Raw genomic sequence first — 17,097 nt, 5'->3', positions numbered from 1 at the left:
ATGAACACGAGCGCGACGGTCCGGTCCCTGGCTACCCAGTGGACCGTGGTCGTGCCGATCGTCGCGGCGGTAGCGCTGGTGCTGAGCTGGGGGCGGGTGCTGCCGGCCTTCGCCGTCGGCGTCGTCGCGCTCTGTCTCGCGGGCGCCGTGCTCGCCGCCGTCCACCATGCCGAGGTGATCGCCCACCGGGTCGGCGAACCGTTCGGCTCACTCGTCCTGGCCGTCGCCGTGACCATCATCGAGGTGGCCCTGATCGTCACCCTGATGGTGGACGGCGGCCCCAAGACGTCCGCACTCGCCCGCGACACCGTCTTCGCCGCCGTGATGATCACCTGCAACGGCATCGTCGGACTGTCCCTGCTGGTGGGCGCGGTCCGTTCCCGCGTCGCCGTCTTCAACGCCGAAGGTTCCGGTGCCGCCCTCGCCACCGTCGCGACCCTGGCAACCCTCAGTCTGGTGCTGCCGACCTTCACCATCGGCAGACCGGGCCCCGAGTTCTCCACCGCACAGCTCACCTTCGCCGCCGTCGCGTCCCTCATCCTGTACGGGCTGTTCGTCGCCGTACAGACCGTCCGGCACCGCGAGTACTTCCTGCCGCTCACCCAGGACGGCCGGCTCAGGGAGGAAGAGCAGCACGCGCCGCTGCCCGGCCGGGGCGCGACCGCGCTCAGCGTCGCCATGCTGCTGATCGCGCTCGTCGCCGTCGTCGGCGACGCCAAATCCGTTTCGCCGACGATCGAGTCCGGCGTGGCGGCCGCCGGGCTTCCGCAGGCGGTCGTCGGTGTCTTCATCGCCCTTCTGGTGCTGCTGCCCGAGACCCTCGCCGCGGTCCGGGCCGCCCACCGCGAACGCGTGCAGACCAGCCTCAACCTCGCCCTCGGGTCGGCCATGGCCAGCATCGGGCTGACCATCCCGGCCATCGCCCTGGCCTCCATCTGGCTGCCCGGACCGCTCCAGCTCGGCCTCAGCGCCACCCATATGGTGCTGCTCGCGCTGACCGTGGTGGTCGGCACGCTGACCGTCGTACCGGGACGGGCCACGTTGCTCCAGGGCGGCGTCCACCTGGCGATCTTCGCAGCGTTCGTCGTCTTCGCGATCAGTCCCTGACCGCACGCAACGGCCGGCCCCTGATCGTCGGCAGCGATGGGCCCCTGACCGCCCGGAAACGGTCAGGGGCCGAATTGCCCCGGGCGTGTTTCGAAAGGAGCGTCGTCCGCCCGGCAGGCGGGACTTTCGAAACACGACCTAGTGGTGCTCGCGCACCCGCACCACCCGCAGCGCCGGTGAGCGCGCGATGTCCTTCTCGCAGAACCGGGAGGTCACCCAGCGCTCACCCGAGAAGAGCTCGGTCTGGTCGCTGTAGTGCGGTGAGTTCGGGTTCGAGGACTGGGAGTACGTGAGCAGGGTGCGGGCCACCGGACACGAGGAGCCGTCCCAGCCGACTGCCTGGATGTAGCTGGAGCCGGCCGAGACCTCCGTGTACCCGCCGACCGCGGCGTCCCACACCGGTTCGGTCTTGTTCCAGACGCCGAGGGACTCCGTACCACCGCCGACCGGGATGCGCTTCCCGTTCCGTACGACCACCTGGTTCGCGCCCAGCGGCGCGTCCGGAGCGATCCCGGCCGCGCGCAGTTCGGCCACCGCGTCGGCGAGCGCCGCGGTGACGCGCGGTGCCGCAGTGTTCAGCGTATGCGGGGTACCGACCGGGTCGGTGGGGGAGAAGGGCACCTTCCACAGCTCGGCCGCCGGCACGGCGGTGGCCCGGCGCCAGAACCGGTCGAAGAGCAGTGCACCGCGGCTGCCGGTGTCGAACTTCCGGTCCCAGCGTGCCAGCACGTCGCATGCCGCCGACACATCCACCGCCTTGCCGTCGCTGCCGGCCGCTGTTCCGCCGGGCAGCGTCGCACAGGCGCGCGCCAGGTCGGCCGCCGCCCGGTCACCGGCAGGGGCGCGGTTCGCGTACTGCTGTTCCTGCAGGTCGCTGACTGTCAGCCGGCCCTTCGCCGCCATCGCCGACACATCCTCGATCGCGCCGCGGGTCCGCATCGAGCGAGGTGTGCCGATGGTCCCGAAGACCCGTTCGTAGCCGGTCAGCGGTGCCTCGGCGTTGGTCAGCCAGGCGCTGTCGTTGGAGTTCTCGACGTATGGAGCATCCTTGACGGTCGGCATCCGGTCCGGCCCGAAGATGCCTGGCTGCACCGCGTCCGGGTCCGAACCGAGCGCGCAGTCGCTCCTCGAACCGTCCAGCACCGCGAGGCCCGACGACGGATAGGTTGCTCTGCCCAGCGGGGTGGAGCACCGCTGCGCGAGATCGTCCGTGATCCGCGGCAGCACCTGCGACTGCGAGAAGAACGAATGGCCCGCGGAATCGGCGGCGACGGTGTTCACCCACGGCAGCCCCTGGGTACGACGCAACGCGGCCTGGACGTCCGCGGTGCTGCGTGCCTTGCTGAACCCGAGACCCGTGTCCGAGGACCGCAGATTCGTGGCGTTCGGGTCGTTCAGCGCATACGCGGTCGTCGCCGTCCAGGGCAGCGGCAGCCCGGCACCGAGGGAGGTGACGACCGGACCGTACCGGGTCCACCACTGGGTCCGGGTCACCGCGTCGCCGCCCTTCACCGCAACCGAGACCGCGCGCTTCACCATTCGCTCCGGCTTGCCGTCCACCAGATATGCGGTCGGATCGGACGGATCGAGGGTCAGCTGATGCAGATTGAGGGTGACACCCGTGGCGACGGTGTGGCTCCAGGCGGTGTTCGCGTTGTGCCCGATCGACACGGTCGCCGAGCCGAGCAGCGAACCGCCCGCCACGTTCAGCTCCCCGGGGATGGTCTGCTGCGACTGCCAGAACCGCCGCCCGCCCTGCCACGGGTAGTGCGGATTGCCGAGCAGCAGCCCCCGCCCGTTCGCCGTCGTACTGCCCCGGAACGCGACCGCGTTGGAGCCCATGTCGGCGTTCTGCGTGGACAGCAGCCGCTGTGCCGCCTTCGCCGCCTCACCCGGCGGAACACCGGGCGACGCCGGTGCGCCCGTGGGCGGCTGCGCCGCCGTGATGCCGTCGATCCCGCGGCCCTGACCGCCCAGCACGGACAGCGCAAAGGCGCGGGTCGCGACATCCAGCATCGTCACCGGCCGCACCCAGTCGGCGCCCCGGCAGACCGGATCGCTGGTCCGGTTCTGCTTCAGCCAGGCGTTGTAGCCCGCCGCCCAGCCGCGCTCCAGCTCCTTCACGTCATGGCTCTGACCCGCCGGGGCGGGCACTGCCAGCAGCTTCTCCACGGTGCCGCTGTCCCGGACCCCGCGGAAGTAGAGATCGCTGGAGAGATTGTTCGTCGCGGAGGACAGCGAACCGTCCGGAGCCGCGTCCGGACCGAAGTACCGCGACCGTTCGCCGCGCAGCGTCACGAAGCCGTCGGCGAGCGTGCACACCTGGTCGGCGGCCTGCGCCCAGCCGTTGCCGAACCCGAGATCCGCGTAACTCTTCGCGACGATGTGCGGGATTCCGTACTCGGTGTAGCGGATCACGGCGGACAGCCCGCCGCCCGAAGGATGCCGGGTGTGCGAGGCGTCGGCCACGGCCGGAGGCAGGGACGCCGAGACGGTGAACAGTGCGAGACCGGACACCGCGAGAAGTCTCAGACGGTTACGGAGGGGCAAGGGTCCTCCCAACTGTGCGGGTGAGAAAGGCGGTTGCTCGGATGCCCCGAGACGCCATGCGCAACTCAGCCAGCACGCCCGCAGCCCTGTCAACAACTCGGCAGTAACAAACTCTTGACCACCCGGTCCCGGCCGCCCAGGATCACGCCATGACAGGTGTACGCAGCTCCACAGTCGACGGCGTCGTGACCCGCAGCGCACGGCGCACCCCCGAGCGCACCGCCGTGCGGTACGCCGACCGGTCCTGGACCTACCGGACCCTGGACGCGGCGGTCAGCACCGCGGCGGCCGTGCTGCTCGCCGACCACGGCCTGCGCCCCGGCGACCGGGTCGCCACCTACGCGCACAACTCCGACGCCTACCTGATCGCGTACCTGGCCTGCGCCCGCGCCGGGCTGGTTCATGTGCCGGTCAACCAGAACCTCACCGGCGACGACCTGACCTACATCCTGCAGCAGTCGGGCAGCGCCCTCGTCCTCACCGACCCGGCACTCAGTGACCGCATCCCGGCCGGATTCGCCGTACGGCCGCTGCGCGACGCACCGGACTCCCTGCTCGGCGCGCTCGCCACCCCGCGCCCCTTCACCCCCGAGCGGGAACCCGCCGCCGGTGATCTCGTGCAACTGCTGTACACCTCGGGTACCACCGCGCTCCCCAAGGGCGCGATGATGACGCACGGCGCCCTCGTCCACGAATACGTCAGTGCCATCACCGCCCTCGACCTGCGCCCCACCGACCGGCCCGCCCACTCGCTGCCGCTCTACCACTCCGCGCAGATGCATGTGTTCCTGCTCCCCTACCTCGCGGTCGGGGCGGAGAACACCATCCTCGACGCGCCCGAAGCGGGCCGGATCTTCGACCTCGTCGAGGCCGGGCAGGCGGACAGCCTGTTCGCCCCGCCCACCGTCTGGATCGGGCTCGCCAACCACCCGGAGTTCGCGGCCCGCGAGCTCGGCGGGCTGCGCAAGGCGTACTACGGCGCGTCCATCATGCCGGTCCCGGTGCTGGAGCGGCTCCGCGAGCGGTTGCCCGAACTGGCCTTCTACAACTGCTTCGGACAGAGCGAGATCGGCCCGCTCGCCACCGTTCTCGGGCCCGAGGAGCACGAGGGCCGGATGGACTCCTGCGGTCGGCCGGTGCTCTTTGTCGAAGCACGGGTTGTCGACAAGCACGGCAAGGAGGTCCCCGACGGTACGGCGGGCGAAGTCGTCTACCGGTCACCGCAGTTGTGCGAGGGTTACTGGAACAAGCCCGAGGAGACCGCCGAGGCGTTCCGCGACGGCTGGTTCCGCTCCGGCGACCTCGCCGTCCGTGACCCGGAGGGCTTCTTCACGGTCGTCGACCGGGTGAAGGACGTCATCAACTCCGGCGGTGTCCTGATCGCCTCCCGCCAGGTCGAGGACGCCCTCTACACCCACCCCGCCGTCGCCGAGACCGCCGTCGTGGGGCTGCCCGACGAACGCTGGATCGAGGCCGTCACCGCCGTCGTCGTGGTGCGCGAGGACGCCACCGAGCAGCAGCTTCTCGACCATGTACGGGAACGGATCGCGCACTTCAAGGCCCCGAAGAAGATCTTCTTCGTGGACGAGCTCCCCCGCAACGCGAGCGGAAAGGTTCTCAAGCGCGAGCTCAGGGACCGGTTCGCGCGGCCGTGACCCCTGAGAGGCCTTTCTTTCGGATCATGCCGGGCTGATCCGAAAGAAGGGCCCTTACGGCCTTCCCCGCGACAGGTGGTGGGCTCCCCACGCCCTGCGACTGCGCTTGCGGCGTTGTCGTCGGTCAGCGACGCTCCGCGTCGAGCAGCTGCACATGGTGCGACGTCATGCCACCGGATGCCGGGATGACCGTACAGCCGAGCCGTTCCGTCCCGTAGGGCGCGCCGAGGCCGCCGGTGAACAGCCAGTACCCTATCGGCCAACACCCCTACCAAACCGTGGAGTTATTTTCCGGCGGCTCCCTGGGCACCGCGCACATGCCGAACGGGCGGTTTCGGTGGACATGGACGATTCTCGGTGGGCTGGGCGAGCGGTGCGACAGGCACCTCGCTCACCCCGGAGGATCCGAAGATCCCCGATCGCCGAAACGGCAGGCGATCTTGAGCTCCGACAACCGCCCCCGACCAGCACGAGTACACGATCAACGACTCACGCCAGCCCCGTGACCAGCGACTTTAAGATGGTGGATCTTCAGTGGCTGGATGCCCTGCACCGCCACCACGCCGTCGTCGAAGACCGTGTCCGCACGAACAAAGTGATGGGGCTGTATAACCTGTCGTCGACATCCTTCGCCATGAACCAGGGACGGATGCTCGCCGCGAACCTTGCTGACGACCTCGACGCCTGGCTCTGCCTTCTCACCCTGCGCGACCAGGACGATCTCGCCGACGCCGAGCCGGACACGCTGCGCTTTCGGATCTGCCACCTGCCGCCCGTCTCGCCGCCCATGCCCGCCGCAGGCACCTGCGTCTCGCCCATCCGTGATCTTGCGTGGGTATCCCCGGCTTCAGCCGGGGAGGGAAACGCATCCTCGGCCCGGAGGCGCGAAGCGCCGGAGTTCGCTGCGTTGTCAGTGGCCTGCACTATGTTGATCACGACAGCCGAAGGGGGGTGGGCCGGATGATTCGTGCGTACAAGTTCCTGATGCGGCCCACCGTGGGCCAGCAGGGCGCGCTCGCCGAGATGCTGCGTGATCACTGCTCGCTCTACAACGGAGCGTTGCAGGAGCGCCGTGACGCCTATCGGCACGGCTCGAGGACGACGGTTCGGTACGGGCAGCAGTCCGCGCAGCTCAAGGAGATCCGGGCGTTCGACCTGGAGCGTCAGGGCCGTTGGTCGTTCTCTTCTCAGCAGGCGACGTTGCGGCGGCTGGACAAGGCGTTCGCGGCGTTCTTCCGCCGGGTGAAGGCCGGGGAGGCGCCGGGGTATCCGCGTTTTCGTTCGGGCAAGCGGTTCGACACCGTCGACTTCCCGAAGGACGGCGACGGCTGCCGCTGGGACTCGACTCCGCATGATCCCGTCACCCGCGTCCGCCTCCAGGGCGTCGGGCACGTCAAGGTGCACCAGCACCGGCCGGTGGTCGGCAAGGTCAAGACGGTCGGCGTCAAGCGTGAAGGGCGGCGCTGGTACGTCATCCTGACCGCCGAGCAGACCGCGCCTGAGCCACTGCCGGCGACCGGCAGCGTGGTCGGCATCGACATGGGGATAACGAACTTCCTCGCCGACTCGGGCGGCGAGTTCGTGCCCAACCCCCGTCACGGGGCGAAGGCCGCCGCCAGGCTCGAAGCCGCGCAGCGGGCCCTCGCCCGGTGCAGGCGGGGCAGCAGGCGCCGTCGTAAGGCCGTGGAGGTGGTGGCGCGGCTGCACCGCAAGGTCCGCCGTCAGCGCCTGGACCACGCGCACAAGACCGCGCTCGGCCTCGTACGCGAACACGATTTCATCGCGCACGAAGCCTTAAGGATCCGCAACATGAGCAAGGCCCCGGCCCCGAAGCCGGACCCCGCCACGCCGGGCAGTTTCCTGCCCAACGGGGCCGCCGCGAAGGCCGGGCTGAACCGTTCGATCGCTGATGCCGGATGGGGGGTGTTCCTGACGATCCTCACCGCCAAGGCAGAATGCGCCGGACGGGAAGTGATGGCCGTGGACCCCCGCAACACTTCCCGGCGGTGCCCTCGGTGCGGGCACACCGTCAAGGAGAACCGGCCCACCCAGGAGAAGTTCCACTGCGTCTCGTGCGGCCACCACGCGCATGCGGACACGGTGGGCGCCCTGAACGTTCTACGGGCCGGGCTGGTCCGTCGCGAAGCCCGACCGGCATAGCGAGAAGCCCCCTCGTTTACGAGGGGGAGGAGTCACAACCGGCCCTGGGCAGACGCGTTCGTTCTGGCCTGGCAGCGCTTGACCGAACTTCCCGCCGCCACCTGACACGCGAGCTCCACCCCGACGAAGACCAGGAAGAAGAGACCCAGCACCCCTACCGGGACCGTGGAACCCGGCGCGGCCGCAGCGACACGCGAAGGCCCCACCCATGATCACGCGGGACAAACGGGGCGAACCAGAAGCCCAGTCAGGCAATCACGACCGCTGACGAATCAAGGCTAAAACGACTCGTCAGACAAATCGACGGATCGTCACAAAACGCTGGGTCCAATTTGCGCCAATGCTCGAAAGGGATGTTGGCGCAGGTAACGGGGCGCGGCGATCGCCTCCTGGCACGAATGCAGGAGGCGGCCGGGGGATCGGCCTGCGCAACTCCTGAGGCCAGGCGATGCCAAGGTCGCTCGGATAGCTCGTTCAGCAACAAAGCTTCAAATTGGCACAGTTGGCCGATTAGCAGCTTGCTGCAAGATCATCGCTGGTGATCAACTTACGAGCGCAACCCGTACGCCTGATCACCCGATCTTGGCGATTACAGACCAGGGAGGGGATCCGTGCGCTTTCGGCCGAGGAAGTTCGCACCGGCGGGCGTCGTGGTCGGCGCCGTAGAGGCCGCGCTGCTAGCCAACGCTGGCGGTGCTCAGGCCCGTACCTGCGACGGCTCGGATCCCTCGTAGACGGGCTGCTACTCCGACACGATGACAGTGGAATCAGCGCGCATCGGTAACGTCGACGTCTGTAATTTCGAAACTACTGAGCTCAGTTACAGCTTGAACTGTCATACGGCCTGGGTGCAGAGCATGCGCACCTATATCCAGAGTGCCTGCGGAAATGTCTCTGCGGGTTACGGCTGTGCGCATGCGCACGTCATCCGAAAAAAACGACGACCAAAATTGCAGCTGCACCGTGCATCAGGGGCGTACCCAGTGCTACACGCTGATGGCCCATGCCAAAGGCCCAACTTCATTCGTCCAGGCATGCATGGGCAGCACCACCAGCACGGTAAACGCCCGCACCGCCTCGTACTGACCAAACGCACATAATCTCCGAAAGGTGTCATAGAAATGCGTATCAACATGCGGAAGTTCGCCCGCCTCGGTGTAGTCGCGGGCGGTCTCGGCTTGGCGCTCATAGCCGGCACCGGCGGCGCTCAGGCCTACACCTACGACGGCTCGGATCCCTCGTCGACGGGCTGCTCCTCCGACGCATCCACTGTTGCCTCCGCGCCCATGAAGACGCTCCTCAGTGGCTACCACGTCGGTACGATCGAGATGCGGTACAGCTTGAACTGTCATACCGCATGGGCCCGACTGACGCTCGATGGGCCCGAGAGCGCGTGCGGAAATGCTTCCGCAGGACAAGCCTGCTCTACTGCCTCGATCGTCCGCAACAACGACGGCCGCACCTACACCTGCACGATCCGTCAGGGCCAGACCCAGTGCTACACGCCGATGGTCTACGACAAGGGCCTCACCTCTTACGCCCGCGGGGTCATTGACGCCGCATCCGGCGTCATCAACGTCCGGACCGTTTCGTACTGACCAAAATCGGTTCCCGTCCTCGAAATCATCCTCGGTACGGCTGAGCCCGGTTCGCTCGAATAGTACTTGAAAGTCGGAGGGAATTATATGTAGGCGGTGGCGGAGGAGGTCGAATCCGGCTCGGCCGTGCATCTGCCGCATGATCCTTTTTGTTCGTGTGTTGCACGTTCGGTGCGGCCGCTGTGGTGAGGCCGGCGTTCACGGCGGCGCGGTCGAGTTCGAGGCCGTGGCAGAGGCTGTGCAGGCAGCGCAGGTCGGTGGCGCGGACTGCGGTGATCCACTCGGTGAGGTGGGCGTCGTTGCTTGTAGCTGAGTAGGGTCGGGGACTGGTGCGGTGGCTTCCGCTCCGTTTCCAGTCCCCGACCCTACTCATGCCGAACACAGCTGCATCACGGCATGGGTCCTGTTTGGATGGCGTACATGCCGACCTTCCACGCATACGACGGGACAGGGATCGCCTACCACCTGCTGGGGGAGGGCGAGCCGCTGATCTGTGTGCCCGGCGGGCCGATGCGGGCCAGCTCCTACCTCGGCGACCTGGGCGGACTGGCCGCCCACCGCCAACTGGTGCTGCTCGATCTTCGCGGTACCGGGGACTCCGAGGCGCCGGACGACCCCTCGACGTACCGCTGCGACCGGCTCGTCGACGACGTGGAGGCACTGCGCGCCCACTTGGGCCACGAGCGCATCGATCTCCTCGCCCACTCCGCGTCCGCCAACCTGGCGGCGCTCTACGCCGCCCGGCACCCGGAGCGGCTGCGTACGCTCACCCTCGTCACTCCCGGCACCCGTGCCGCCGGTATCGCCGTCACCGACGACGACTGGCGCGAGGCCTGCGAACTGCGCTGTGACGAACCGTGGTTCGCGGAGGGCCGGGACGCGCTGGAGTCCGTATGGGCGGGGCAGCGTTCCCTCGGTGACGCGTGGTCCGCGATCGAGCCGTTCACGTACGGACGGTGGGACGCCGCCGCGCGGGCGCACGCTGCCGCAGCTCCCGAGCAGGTCAACTCCGAGGCAACCAAGGCCTATTACCAGGAGGGTGCGTTCGACCCGGCCGGCACTGTCACCGCCCTGCGGGGTGTCACGGCGCCGGTGCTCGTCCTCGCGGGGGAGTACGACGCAGGACCCACCCCGGACCGCGCCGCCGAACTGGCCGCGCTGTTCCCGAAAGCGGAGTTCGCCGTGCAGCGCGGCGCCGGGCACTACCCGTGGATCGACGACCCGGGCGCCTTCGTCCGCACCGTCAGCGCCTTCCTCGACCCCGAGGTGCGCAGCGTCCAGGCCGGAGGCATTCGCCTCGCCTACCGGGTGTGGGGCGAGCCGTCCGCTCCGCCCGTCGTCCTTGTCCACGGGCGCGGCGAATCCAGTCGCACCTGGACGGAGGTCGCGGCACAACTCGCGGCCGACCATCGGGTGTACGCACTCGACTTCCGCGGCCACGGCCTCAGCGACTGGACCGGCCGCTACTCCTTCGAGCTGTTCCGCGATGACCTGCACGCCTTCCTGGAAACCCGCAATCTGTCCGGCGCCACCGTCGTCGCACACTCGATGGGCGGCGTCGCCGCGTTCCTGCTCGCCGAACGGGAACCAGCACTGATCGGCAGGCTCGTCATCGAGGAGGCCCCGCCGCTCATCCCGCTCGATCCGCCGCGCGCGCCGGCCCAACGCCCCGACACAGAAGTCGACTTCGACTGGCCGGTCGTCCCGTCGATCGATGCACAGTTAAACGACCCCGACCCGGCGGCCCGCGAGCGCCTCGGCGAGATCACCGCCCCGACCCTCATCATCGGAGGGGGGCCCGACAGCCACCTCGGGCAGGACCAGCTTGCCTGGATGGCCGAGCAGATCCCCGACTGCCGTCTGGTCACCATCGACGCCGGACATCTCGTCCACACCGCCCGGCCGGCAGAGTTCCTTGCAGCGCTGCGGTCGTTCGGCATGGACCGAGACATCGACGAACTGTTGACCGGCGGCGTCAGCCCCGGCTGAGCAGGGAGGACAGCACCTCGTACAACGTCGCCTCCGGATCGGTGACGGAACCCTCCGAGCGCCAGGCCACGAAGGCGTCGGGGCGCACCAGCACCGCACCCTCGGCGCTCGTACCGTGCGCCTGTGCCCAGTCCGCCCCGTTCTCCGGCTCCAGGTCGGATCCGGCGCCGATACCGAACGCGTCGAGCTGCACCGAGAGCCGGGCGGCCACGCGCGCCGCCGCCCTGCGCCACGCCACATCCGCACCGTCGCTCAGCAACACGAACGACCGCTCGTACAGGTCCAGTGTCGACTTGCGCTCGCCGTTCTGACGGACCCACAGGTGTGGTGCCCGGGAGCCGGGGTCACCGTTCAGCCGCAGCCCTTGCGGCACCACCGGCTGTTCGGCGTCCACACCCAGCACGGCTCCACGGACATAGCGGTATCCCAGCGCCACCGGCAACAGGCCGCCCTTCTTCCCGCCGCCCACACCGGGGGCAGGGGCATATCCGGGGTGGCTGTGCTCCGCGGAACGGGACGAGGCCCGCTCGCTCGTTGCCCGCGCCACGGGCAGCCGCTCCGCCTCGTACGTGTCCAGCAGCCCCGGACCGGCCTCGCCGCGCAGCACGGCGGCGAGCTTCCAGGCGAGGTTGTGCGCGTCCTGGATACCGGTGTTGGAGCCGAACGCCCCGGTCGGCGACATCTCATGGGCGGAGTCGCCGGCGAGGAAGACTCTGTCCCGGCCGTACCGCTGGGCGACCCGCTCCGCGGCGTGCCACGGGGCCTTCCCGGTGATCTCCACGTCGATGTCCGGCGCACCGGTCGCCCGGCGGATGTGTTCCGCGCACCGCTCGTCGGTGAAGTCCTCCAGCGTCTCGCCCTGTTCGGGATGCCACGGCGCGTGGAAAACCCACTCCTTCTTGTTGTCCACCGGCAAGAGAGCCCCGTCCGCCGCGGGGTTGGTCAGGTAGCACACGATGAAACGCCGGTCGCCCAGCACGTCGGCGAGCTTCCGCGAGCGGAAGGTGATGCTCACGTTGTGGAAAAGGTCGCCGGGTCCCGACTGACCGATCCGCAGCTGCTCCCGGATGGGGCTGCGCGGACCGTCGGCCGCGATCAGGTAGTCCGCACGGACGCTGATGTGCTCACCGGTCTCCCGGTTCTTCAGTGCGGCGCCCACCCCTGAGCCATCCGGGTCGAACGTCATCATTTCGGTGGAGAACCGGATGTCGCCGCCCTGCTCACGGGCCTGCGCCAACAGCACCGGCTCCAGATCGTTCTGGCTGCACAGGCACCAGCCGCTCGGGCTGAACCGCGCCAGTCCGCCGCCCGGGTCGATCTCCTTGAACAGCCACTCCTGGTCGTCGCCGGTCAGCGAACCTGCCTGCAGAATCCCGTGATTCTCCGCGAGCACCGAAGCGGCCTCCCGGATCCGCTGTTCGGCTCCCGCCGTGCGGAACACCTCCATGGTCCGTACGTTGTTGCCGCGGCCACGCGGGTGTGTGGAGGTGGCCGCGTGCTTCTCGACCAGCAGATGCTCGATGCCCAGCCGGCCGAGGAAAAGTGATGCGGACAGGCCCACCAGGGAGCCGCCCACGATGAGGACGGGTACACGGAGGTCGACGTTCTCGTTCATCAGTTGCTCCAGCTCCGACGCCGTACAGATGCATTGTTCATGCCCCTGCGGGAGCCGTTCGGACGGCCCTCGGACGGCTGCTCACCTGAACGGTTCATAAATCTCGCGTCGACCGGACCAGCGTTTCACGATCGGTCACGGAGACGCAGCCCGCGGCGCGGGGGCGGACGGTACGCATCCGGCGGGAGATTCCCCGCTCCGATTCCATTCGACAACCGACGGCCTGCCATTCACGTGGACGCCACGCCGTCTCGAAGGAGAACGACATATGACCACCCTTTCGGACCGGATCTCGCAGTCCGCCTTCGACGGCTCCAGGCTGCGGGTCGTTCTGCTGCTGGATCTGCACGACGGAGCCCAGAACCAATTCCTTGAGGCGTACGAGCACCTGCGCAATCAGGTGGCATCCGTACCCGGGCACATCAGCGACCAGCTGTGCCAGTCGATCGAGAACCCCTCCCAGTGGCTCATCACGAGTGAATGGGAGAGCGCACCGCCCTTCCTCGCCTGGGTCAACAGCGAGGAGCACGTCCAGACGGTTCAGCCTCTGCACAGCTGCGTACGCGACACCCGGTCGCTGCGCTTCTCCGTGCTGCGGGAGACCGGGAGGGCCTTCGAGACCACCCCCGATGGCGCCAAGCGCAACCTGCAGTCCGCCCCCCGGCTGGGCGACGGCGTGGTCCGCCACGCCCTCACGTTCACCGTGAAGCCCGGCAGTGAGGACGTCGTCGCGAAGATCCTCGCCGACTACGACGCCCCGCAGGCCCGGGTCGACGAGCACACGCAGTTGCGCCGTACCTCGCTCTTCATGCACGGAAACCGGGTCGTCCGGGCCGTTGAGGTCGAGGGGGACCTCCTTGCGGCGCTGCGCCATGTGTCCCGTCAGCCCGAGATCAGGGCGGTCGAGGAGGCCATCAACCCGTACCTGGAGCAGGACCGGGACCTCAGCGACGAGAATTCCGCCCGGGTGTTCTTCACCCGGGCGGCTCTGCCGACGGTCCACCACGTCACCGCTGGCCGGCACAACGCCGCGGACATCCGTCGGCACGCGCTGTTCTACCAGGCCAAGGAGGGGTGCGGGATGGCGCTCGCCCGGCTGCTCGCCGGTAACGACGAGGAGGCGGCCGAGGACCGGAGCAGCCCGATCGACAGCAGCACCATCTTCCAGCGCGACGACATCGTCGTGCGGCTCCTCGAAATGGTCGGCCCGTTGGACGCGCAGCCCGCTCAGGCTCTGGGCATCGACGACCCCGCCAAGGTGACCCGGCTCGGACGGCTCTTGGACGGCGGCGTCAACGCCGCGCCGACCAACGACCAGGAGATCTCGCGCTTCCTCAAGAAGTCCGAAATGACCCTGGTCACCGATCGTCGGGCCGCGGCTTCCTGAACCGCGCGTCAGCACCCTGGGGGGTTCTCGCTCAACCCGTCAACACCACGCGCACTGCGCCAGGAGGAAAGCAGTCATGACCACGCATCGGCCACGCATCGTGGACCTCAGTGAGACCCAGCCCAACCGCAGGCGCGGAGGCGACCTGCGCGCCATGCTCACGCCGACCGCGGTGGGTGCCACCAGCGGTTTCATGGGGCTGGCCATCGTGCAGCCCGGCGACCGCATCGGCGAACACTACCACCCGTACTCGGAGGAGTTCGTGTACGTCGTGAACGGTCTCCTGGAGGTGGACCTGGACGGGGAACCGTATGCCCTGCGGCCCGACCAGGGCCTGCTGATCCCTCCGCATGTACGTCACCGGTTCCGTAACGTGGGAGATGTGGAAGCGCGCATGGTCTTCCACCTCGGTCCGCTCGCCCCGCGTCCGGAGCTCGGTCACGTCGACACCGAGCACACCGAGACCGCCGAGACCGCCGGCCGGGCCGCGCCGCCAGAACGAACCGAGGCGGCTTCATGACCCGGCGCGTGGCGGTCACCGGAGTCGGTGTCGTCGCCCCGGGCGGAATCGGCGCGCCGGCCTTCTGGGACCTCCTCGCCAACGGACGCACCGCGACGCGCGGCATCACCCTGTTCGACCCGGTTGGATTCCGTTCCCGGATCGCCGCCGAGTGCGACTTCGACCCTGCGGCCCACGGCCTCGACGAGGACGAGATCGCCCGCTCGGACCGGTACATCCAGTTCGCGCTCGTCGCTGCCAGGGAAGCCCTCGGCGACGCGGGCCTTGACCCGGAGAAGGTGGACCCCTGGCGCATCGGGGTGTCCCTCGGCACCGCCGTCGGCGGCACCACCCGGCTGGAGCACGACTACGTCGCCGTCAGTGGCAGCGGCGCCCGCTGGGACGTCGACCACCGCCCGGCCGGCCGGCATCTGGAGCGGGCCTTCTCACCCAGTTCCCTCGCCTCGGCGGTCGCCGAGCAGGTCGGCGCGCACGGCCCGGTGCAGACCGTCTCGACGGGCTGCACCTCCGGCCTCGACGCGATCGGGTACGCGTTCCACTCCATCGAGGAGGGGCGGGTCGACGTCTGCATCGCAGGGGCGTCCGACTCGCCGATCACTCCGATCACGGTGGCCTGCTTCGACGCGATCAAGGCGACCTCTGCGAACAACGACGACCCGGAGCACGCCTCCCGGCCGTTCGACGCCCACCGGGACGGCTTCGTCATGGGCGAGGGCGGAGCCGTACTCGTCCTGGAGGAGCTGGAACATGCCCGAGCCCGCGGTGCCACCGTGTACTGCGAGATCGCCGGCTATGCCACCTTCGGCAACGCCTATCACATGACCGGGCTGACCCCCGAGGGGCTGGAGATGGCCGAGGCCATCAACCGGGCCCTCGGTCATGCCCGGATAGACAGCTCACAGATCGACTACGTCAATGCGCACGGATCCGGCACGAAGCAGAACGACCGTCACGAGACGGCCGCAGTGAAGAGGGCCCTGGGCGCGCACGCCTACGAGGTGCCCATGAGCTCCATCAAGTCCATGGTCGGTCACTCGCTCGGCGCCATCGGCGCCATCGAGATCGCCGCCTGCGTACTGTCCCTGGTCAACCAGACGGTGCCGCCGACGGCGAACTACGAAACCCCGGACCCGGAGTGCGACCTCGACTACGTGCCGCGTGACGCACGGCCCCGGAAGCTGCGCAGCGTCCTGTCGGTCGGCAGCGGATTCGGTGGTTTCCAGTCCGCCGTTGCCTTGACCAGAACAGGTGGGAGGACACCATGAGCACCCGAAAGGCCAGGCGTACCGTCGTCACCGGCATCGGTGTCGTCGCCCCCAACGGCACGACCACGGAGTCGTTCTGGAAGAGGACGCAGGAAGGGACGAGCGTCCTCGACCGCGTCACCCGCGAGGGCTGCGAGCATTTGCCGCTGCGAGTCGCAGGCGAGGTCAGGGGTTTCGACCCGGTGGACCTGATCGAGGAACGCTACCTCGTGCAGACCGACCGCTTCACCCACTTCGCGATGGCCGCAGCGGATCTCGCCCTGGACGACGCCCGGATCGGCCGGGCCGACTACGAGGGCGACCCGTTCGCCGTGGGAGTGGTGACCGCCGCCGGCTCCGGCGGCGGCGAGTTCGGCCAGCGCGAACTGCAACGGCTGTGGGGACAGGGGTCCAATTACGTAGGCCCCTACCAGTCCATCGCCTGGTTCTACGCGGCCAGCACCGGCCAGATCTCCATCCGGGGCGGATTCAAGGGGCCGTGCGCCGTTGTGGCCAGCGACGAAGCGGGCGGCCTGGACGCATTGGCGCAGGCTGCCCGGTCCATCCGCGGCGGCGCCGACGCAGTGGTCGTCGGCGCCGCCGAGGCACCTCTGGCCCCGTACTCGGTCGTCTGTCAGCTCGGGTACGAGGACCTCAGCGTCTGCGAGGACCCTGACCGGGCCTATCGCCCCTTCACCTCGGACGCGTGCGGCTTCGTACCCGCCGAGGGCGGCGCCATGCTCGTGGTCGAGGAGGAGGTCGCGGCGAACCGTCGTGGGGCCCGTATCAGGGCCGAACTGGCGGGCCACGCCGCGACGTTCACCGGGGCGTCCCGATGGGAGGCGTCCCGGGAGGGGCTCGCCCGGGCGATCAGCGGCGCCCTGCGGGAGGCCGGCTGTGCGCCGGAGGAGATCGACGTGGTCTTCGCCGACGCCCTCGGCGTACCCTCCGCCGACCGCGCCGAAGCAATGGCCATCGCCGACGCGCTCGGCGTGCACGGCAAGCGGGTACCCGTGACGGCGCCCAAGACCGGGATCGGCCGGGCCTATTGCGGGGCGCCGGTGCTGGACGCGGCAGCCGCCGTACTGGCCATGGAATTCGGCCTGATACCTCCCACCCCGAACGTCGTCGACGTGTGTCACGAACTCGATGTCGTCACCGGGCGGGCGCGCCCCGCCGAACTGCGGACGGCGCTCGTGCTGAGCCGCGGCCTCATGGGTTCGAACGCGGCCATCGTGCTGCGGCGCCCCACCGCTATCCACGCGTGAGTAA

At 69.0% G+C, this 17,097-nt stretch carries 12 protein-coding genes and 1 pseudogene; 10 read left to right on the top strand and 3 right to left on the bottom strand.

From position 1 onward, the window contains the following. The gene (locus ACNPQM_RS33175; RefSeq protein WP_418086861.1) at nt 1-1,107 is read left to right on the top strand and encodes a calcium:proton antiporter; all 1,107 of its coding nucleotides are present in this window, start codon (nt 1-3) and stop codon (nt 1,105-1,107) included. 138 nt (nt 1,108-1,245) lie between these two features. Here ACNPQM_RS33175 and ACNPQM_RS33170 read toward each other — a convergent pair whose 3' ends face one another. Further along, a complete protein-coding gene (locus tag ACNPQM_RS33170; RefSeq protein WP_418086860.1) occupies nt 1,246-3,657 on the bottom strand; it encodes a penicillin acylase family protein in 2,412 nt (803 codons plus the stop codon). 149 nt (nt 3,658-3,806) lie between these two features. Here ACNPQM_RS33170 and ACNPQM_RS33165 point away from each other — a divergent pair, with 149 nt between their 5' ends. The 4 genes from ACNPQM_RS33165 (at nt 3,807) to ACNPQM_RS33150 (ending at nt 9,070) form a co-directional block, all read left to right on the top strand. Further along, on the top strand, nt 3,807-5,312 hold the full coding sequence (locus tag ACNPQM_RS33165; RefSeq protein WP_418086859.1) for an acyl-CoA synthetase: 1,506 nt from the start codon (nt 3,807-3,809) through the stop codon (nt 5,310-5,312). 502 nt (nt 5,313-5,814) lie between these two features. Next, nucleotides 5,815-6,276 carry a hypothetical protein gene (locus ACNPQM_RS33160; protein ID WP_418086858.1) on the top strand — a complete coding sequence of 154 codons (462 nt, stop codon included), beginning with the start codon at nt 5,815-5,817 and terminating at the stop codon, nt 6,274-6,276. Continuing rightward, on the top strand, nt 6,273-7,472 hold the full coding sequence (locus ACNPQM_RS33155; protein ID WP_418086857.1) for an RNA-guided endonuclease InsQ/TnpB family protein: 1,200 nt from the start codon (nt 6,273-6,275) through the stop codon (nt 7,470-7,472). Before ACNPQM_RS33160 ends, ACNPQM_RS33155 begins: the two co-directional genes overlap by 4 nt. Nucleotides 7,473-8,593: 1,121 nt before the next feature. Next, on the top strand, nt 8,594-9,070 hold the full coding sequence (locus ACNPQM_RS33150) for a DUF2690 domain-containing protein (RefSeq protein WP_418086856.1): 477 nt from the start codon (nt 8,594-8,596) through the stop codon (nt 9,068-9,070). 90 nt (nt 9,071-9,160) lie between these two features. On the opposite strand, the pseudogene ACNPQM_RS33145 reads toward ACNPQM_RS33150, so the two are convergent. After that, nucleotides 9,161-9,371: pseudogene (locus tag ACNPQM_RS33145) on the bottom strand (ISL3 family transposase); the annotation flags it as partial. A gap of 119 nt (nt 9,372-9,490) precedes the next feature. Between ACNPQM_RS33145 and ACNPQM_RS33140 the strand changes: the two are divergent. Continuing rightward, nucleotides 9,491-11,059, top strand: coding sequence for an alpha/beta fold hydrolase (locus ACNPQM_RS33140; protein ID WP_418086855.1), 1,569 nt, complete (start codon nt 9,491-9,493; stop codon nt 11,057-11,059). Here ACNPQM_RS33140 and ACNPQM_RS33135 read toward each other — a convergent pair. Beyond that, nucleotides 11,046-12,674: an FAD-dependent oxidoreductase gene (locus ACNPQM_RS33135; protein WP_418086854.1), complete on the bottom strand. Its 1,629-nt coding sequence runs from the start codon at nt 12,672-12,674 to the stop codon at nt 11,046-11,048. The two genes, ACNPQM_RS33140 and ACNPQM_RS33135, sit on opposite strands and share 14 nt — an antisense overlap. 268 nt (nt 12,675-12,942) lie before the next feature. Here ACNPQM_RS33135 and ACNPQM_RS33130 point away from each other — a divergent pair, with 268 nt between their 5' ends. The 4 genes from ACNPQM_RS33130 (at nt 12,943) to ACNPQM_RS33115 (ending at nt 17,093) form a co-directional block, all read left to right on the top strand. Continuing rightward, the gene (locus ACNPQM_RS33130; protein WP_418086853.1) at nt 12,943-14,061 is read left to right on the top strand and encodes a SchA/CurD-like domain-containing protein; all 1,119 of its coding nucleotides are present in this window, start codon (nt 12,943-12,945) and stop codon (nt 14,059-14,061) included. A gap of 76 nt (nt 14,062-14,137) precedes the next feature. Continuing rightward, on the top strand, nt 14,138-14,581 hold the full coding sequence (locus tag ACNPQM_RS33125; RefSeq protein ID WP_418086852.1) for a cupin domain-containing protein: 444 nt from the start codon (nt 14,138-14,140) through the stop codon (nt 14,579-14,581). Further along, complete coding sequence (locus tag ACNPQM_RS33120; protein ID WP_358862484.1) at nt 14,578-15,846, top strand: beta-ketoacyl-[acyl-carrier-protein] synthase family protein; 1,269 nt, start codon at nt 14,578-14,580, stop codon at nt 15,844-15,846. Before ACNPQM_RS33125 ends, ACNPQM_RS33120 begins: the two co-directional genes overlap by 4 nt. Then, the gene (locus tag ACNPQM_RS33115) at nt 15,843-17,093 is read left to right on the top strand and encodes a beta-ketoacyl synthase N-terminal-like domain-containing protein (RefSeq protein WP_418086851.1); all 1,251 of its coding nucleotides are present in this window, start codon (nt 15,843-15,845) and stop codon (nt 17,091-17,093) included. The genes ACNPQM_RS33120 and ACNPQM_RS33115 overlap by 4 nt, the downstream gene beginning before the upstream one ends. Nucleotides 17,094-17,097: the final 4 nt, after the last annotated feature.

Source organism: Streptomyces sp. NPDC056231 (genome assembly GCF_048270745.1).
Classification (GTDB): domain Bacteria; phylum Actinomycetota; class Actinomycetes; order Streptomycetales; family Streptomycetaceae; genus Streptomyces.
This window is presented reverse-complemented; position numbering and strand designations above follow the sequence as displayed.

Coding starts and splice junctions, on each gene's coding strand:
- ACNPQM_RS33165 (WP_418086859.1), top strand. CDS start 3,807: ATGACAGGTGTACGCAGCTCCACAGTCGACGGCGTCGTGACCCGCAGC.
- ACNPQM_RS33150 (WP_418086856.1), top strand. CDS start 8,594: ATGCGTATCAACATGCGGAAGTTCGCCCGCCTCGGTGTAGTCGCGGGC.
- ACNPQM_RS33115 (WP_418086851.1), top strand. CDS start 15,843: ATGAGCACCCGAAAGGCCAGGCGTACCGTCGTCACCGGCATCGGTGTC.
- ACNPQM_RS33175 (WP_418086861.1), top strand. CDS start 1: ATGAACACGAGCGCGACGGTCCGGTCCCTGGCTACCCAGTGGACCGTG.
- ACNPQM_RS33140 (WP_418086855.1), top strand. CDS start 9,491: ATGCCGACCTTCCACGCATACGACGGGACAGGGATCGCCTACCACCTG.
- ACNPQM_RS33120 (WP_358862484.1), top strand. CDS start 14,578: ATGACCCGGCGCGTGGCGGTCACCGGAGTCGGTGTCGTCGCCCCGGGC.
- ACNPQM_RS33155 (WP_418086857.1), top strand. CDS start 6,273: ATGATTCGTGCGTACAAGTTCCTGATGCGGCCCACCGTGGGCCAGCAG.
- ACNPQM_RS33135 (WP_418086854.1), bottom strand. CDS start 12,674: ATGAACGAGAACGTCGACCTCCGTGTACCCGTCCTCATCGTGGGCGGC.
- ACNPQM_RS33130 (WP_418086853.1), top strand. CDS start 12,943: ATGACCACCCTTTCGGACCGGATCTCGCAGTCCGCCTTCGACGGCTCC.
- ACNPQM_RS33125 (WP_418086852.1), top strand. CDS start 14,138: ATGACCACGCATCGGCCACGCATCGTGGACCTCAGTGAGACCCAGCCC.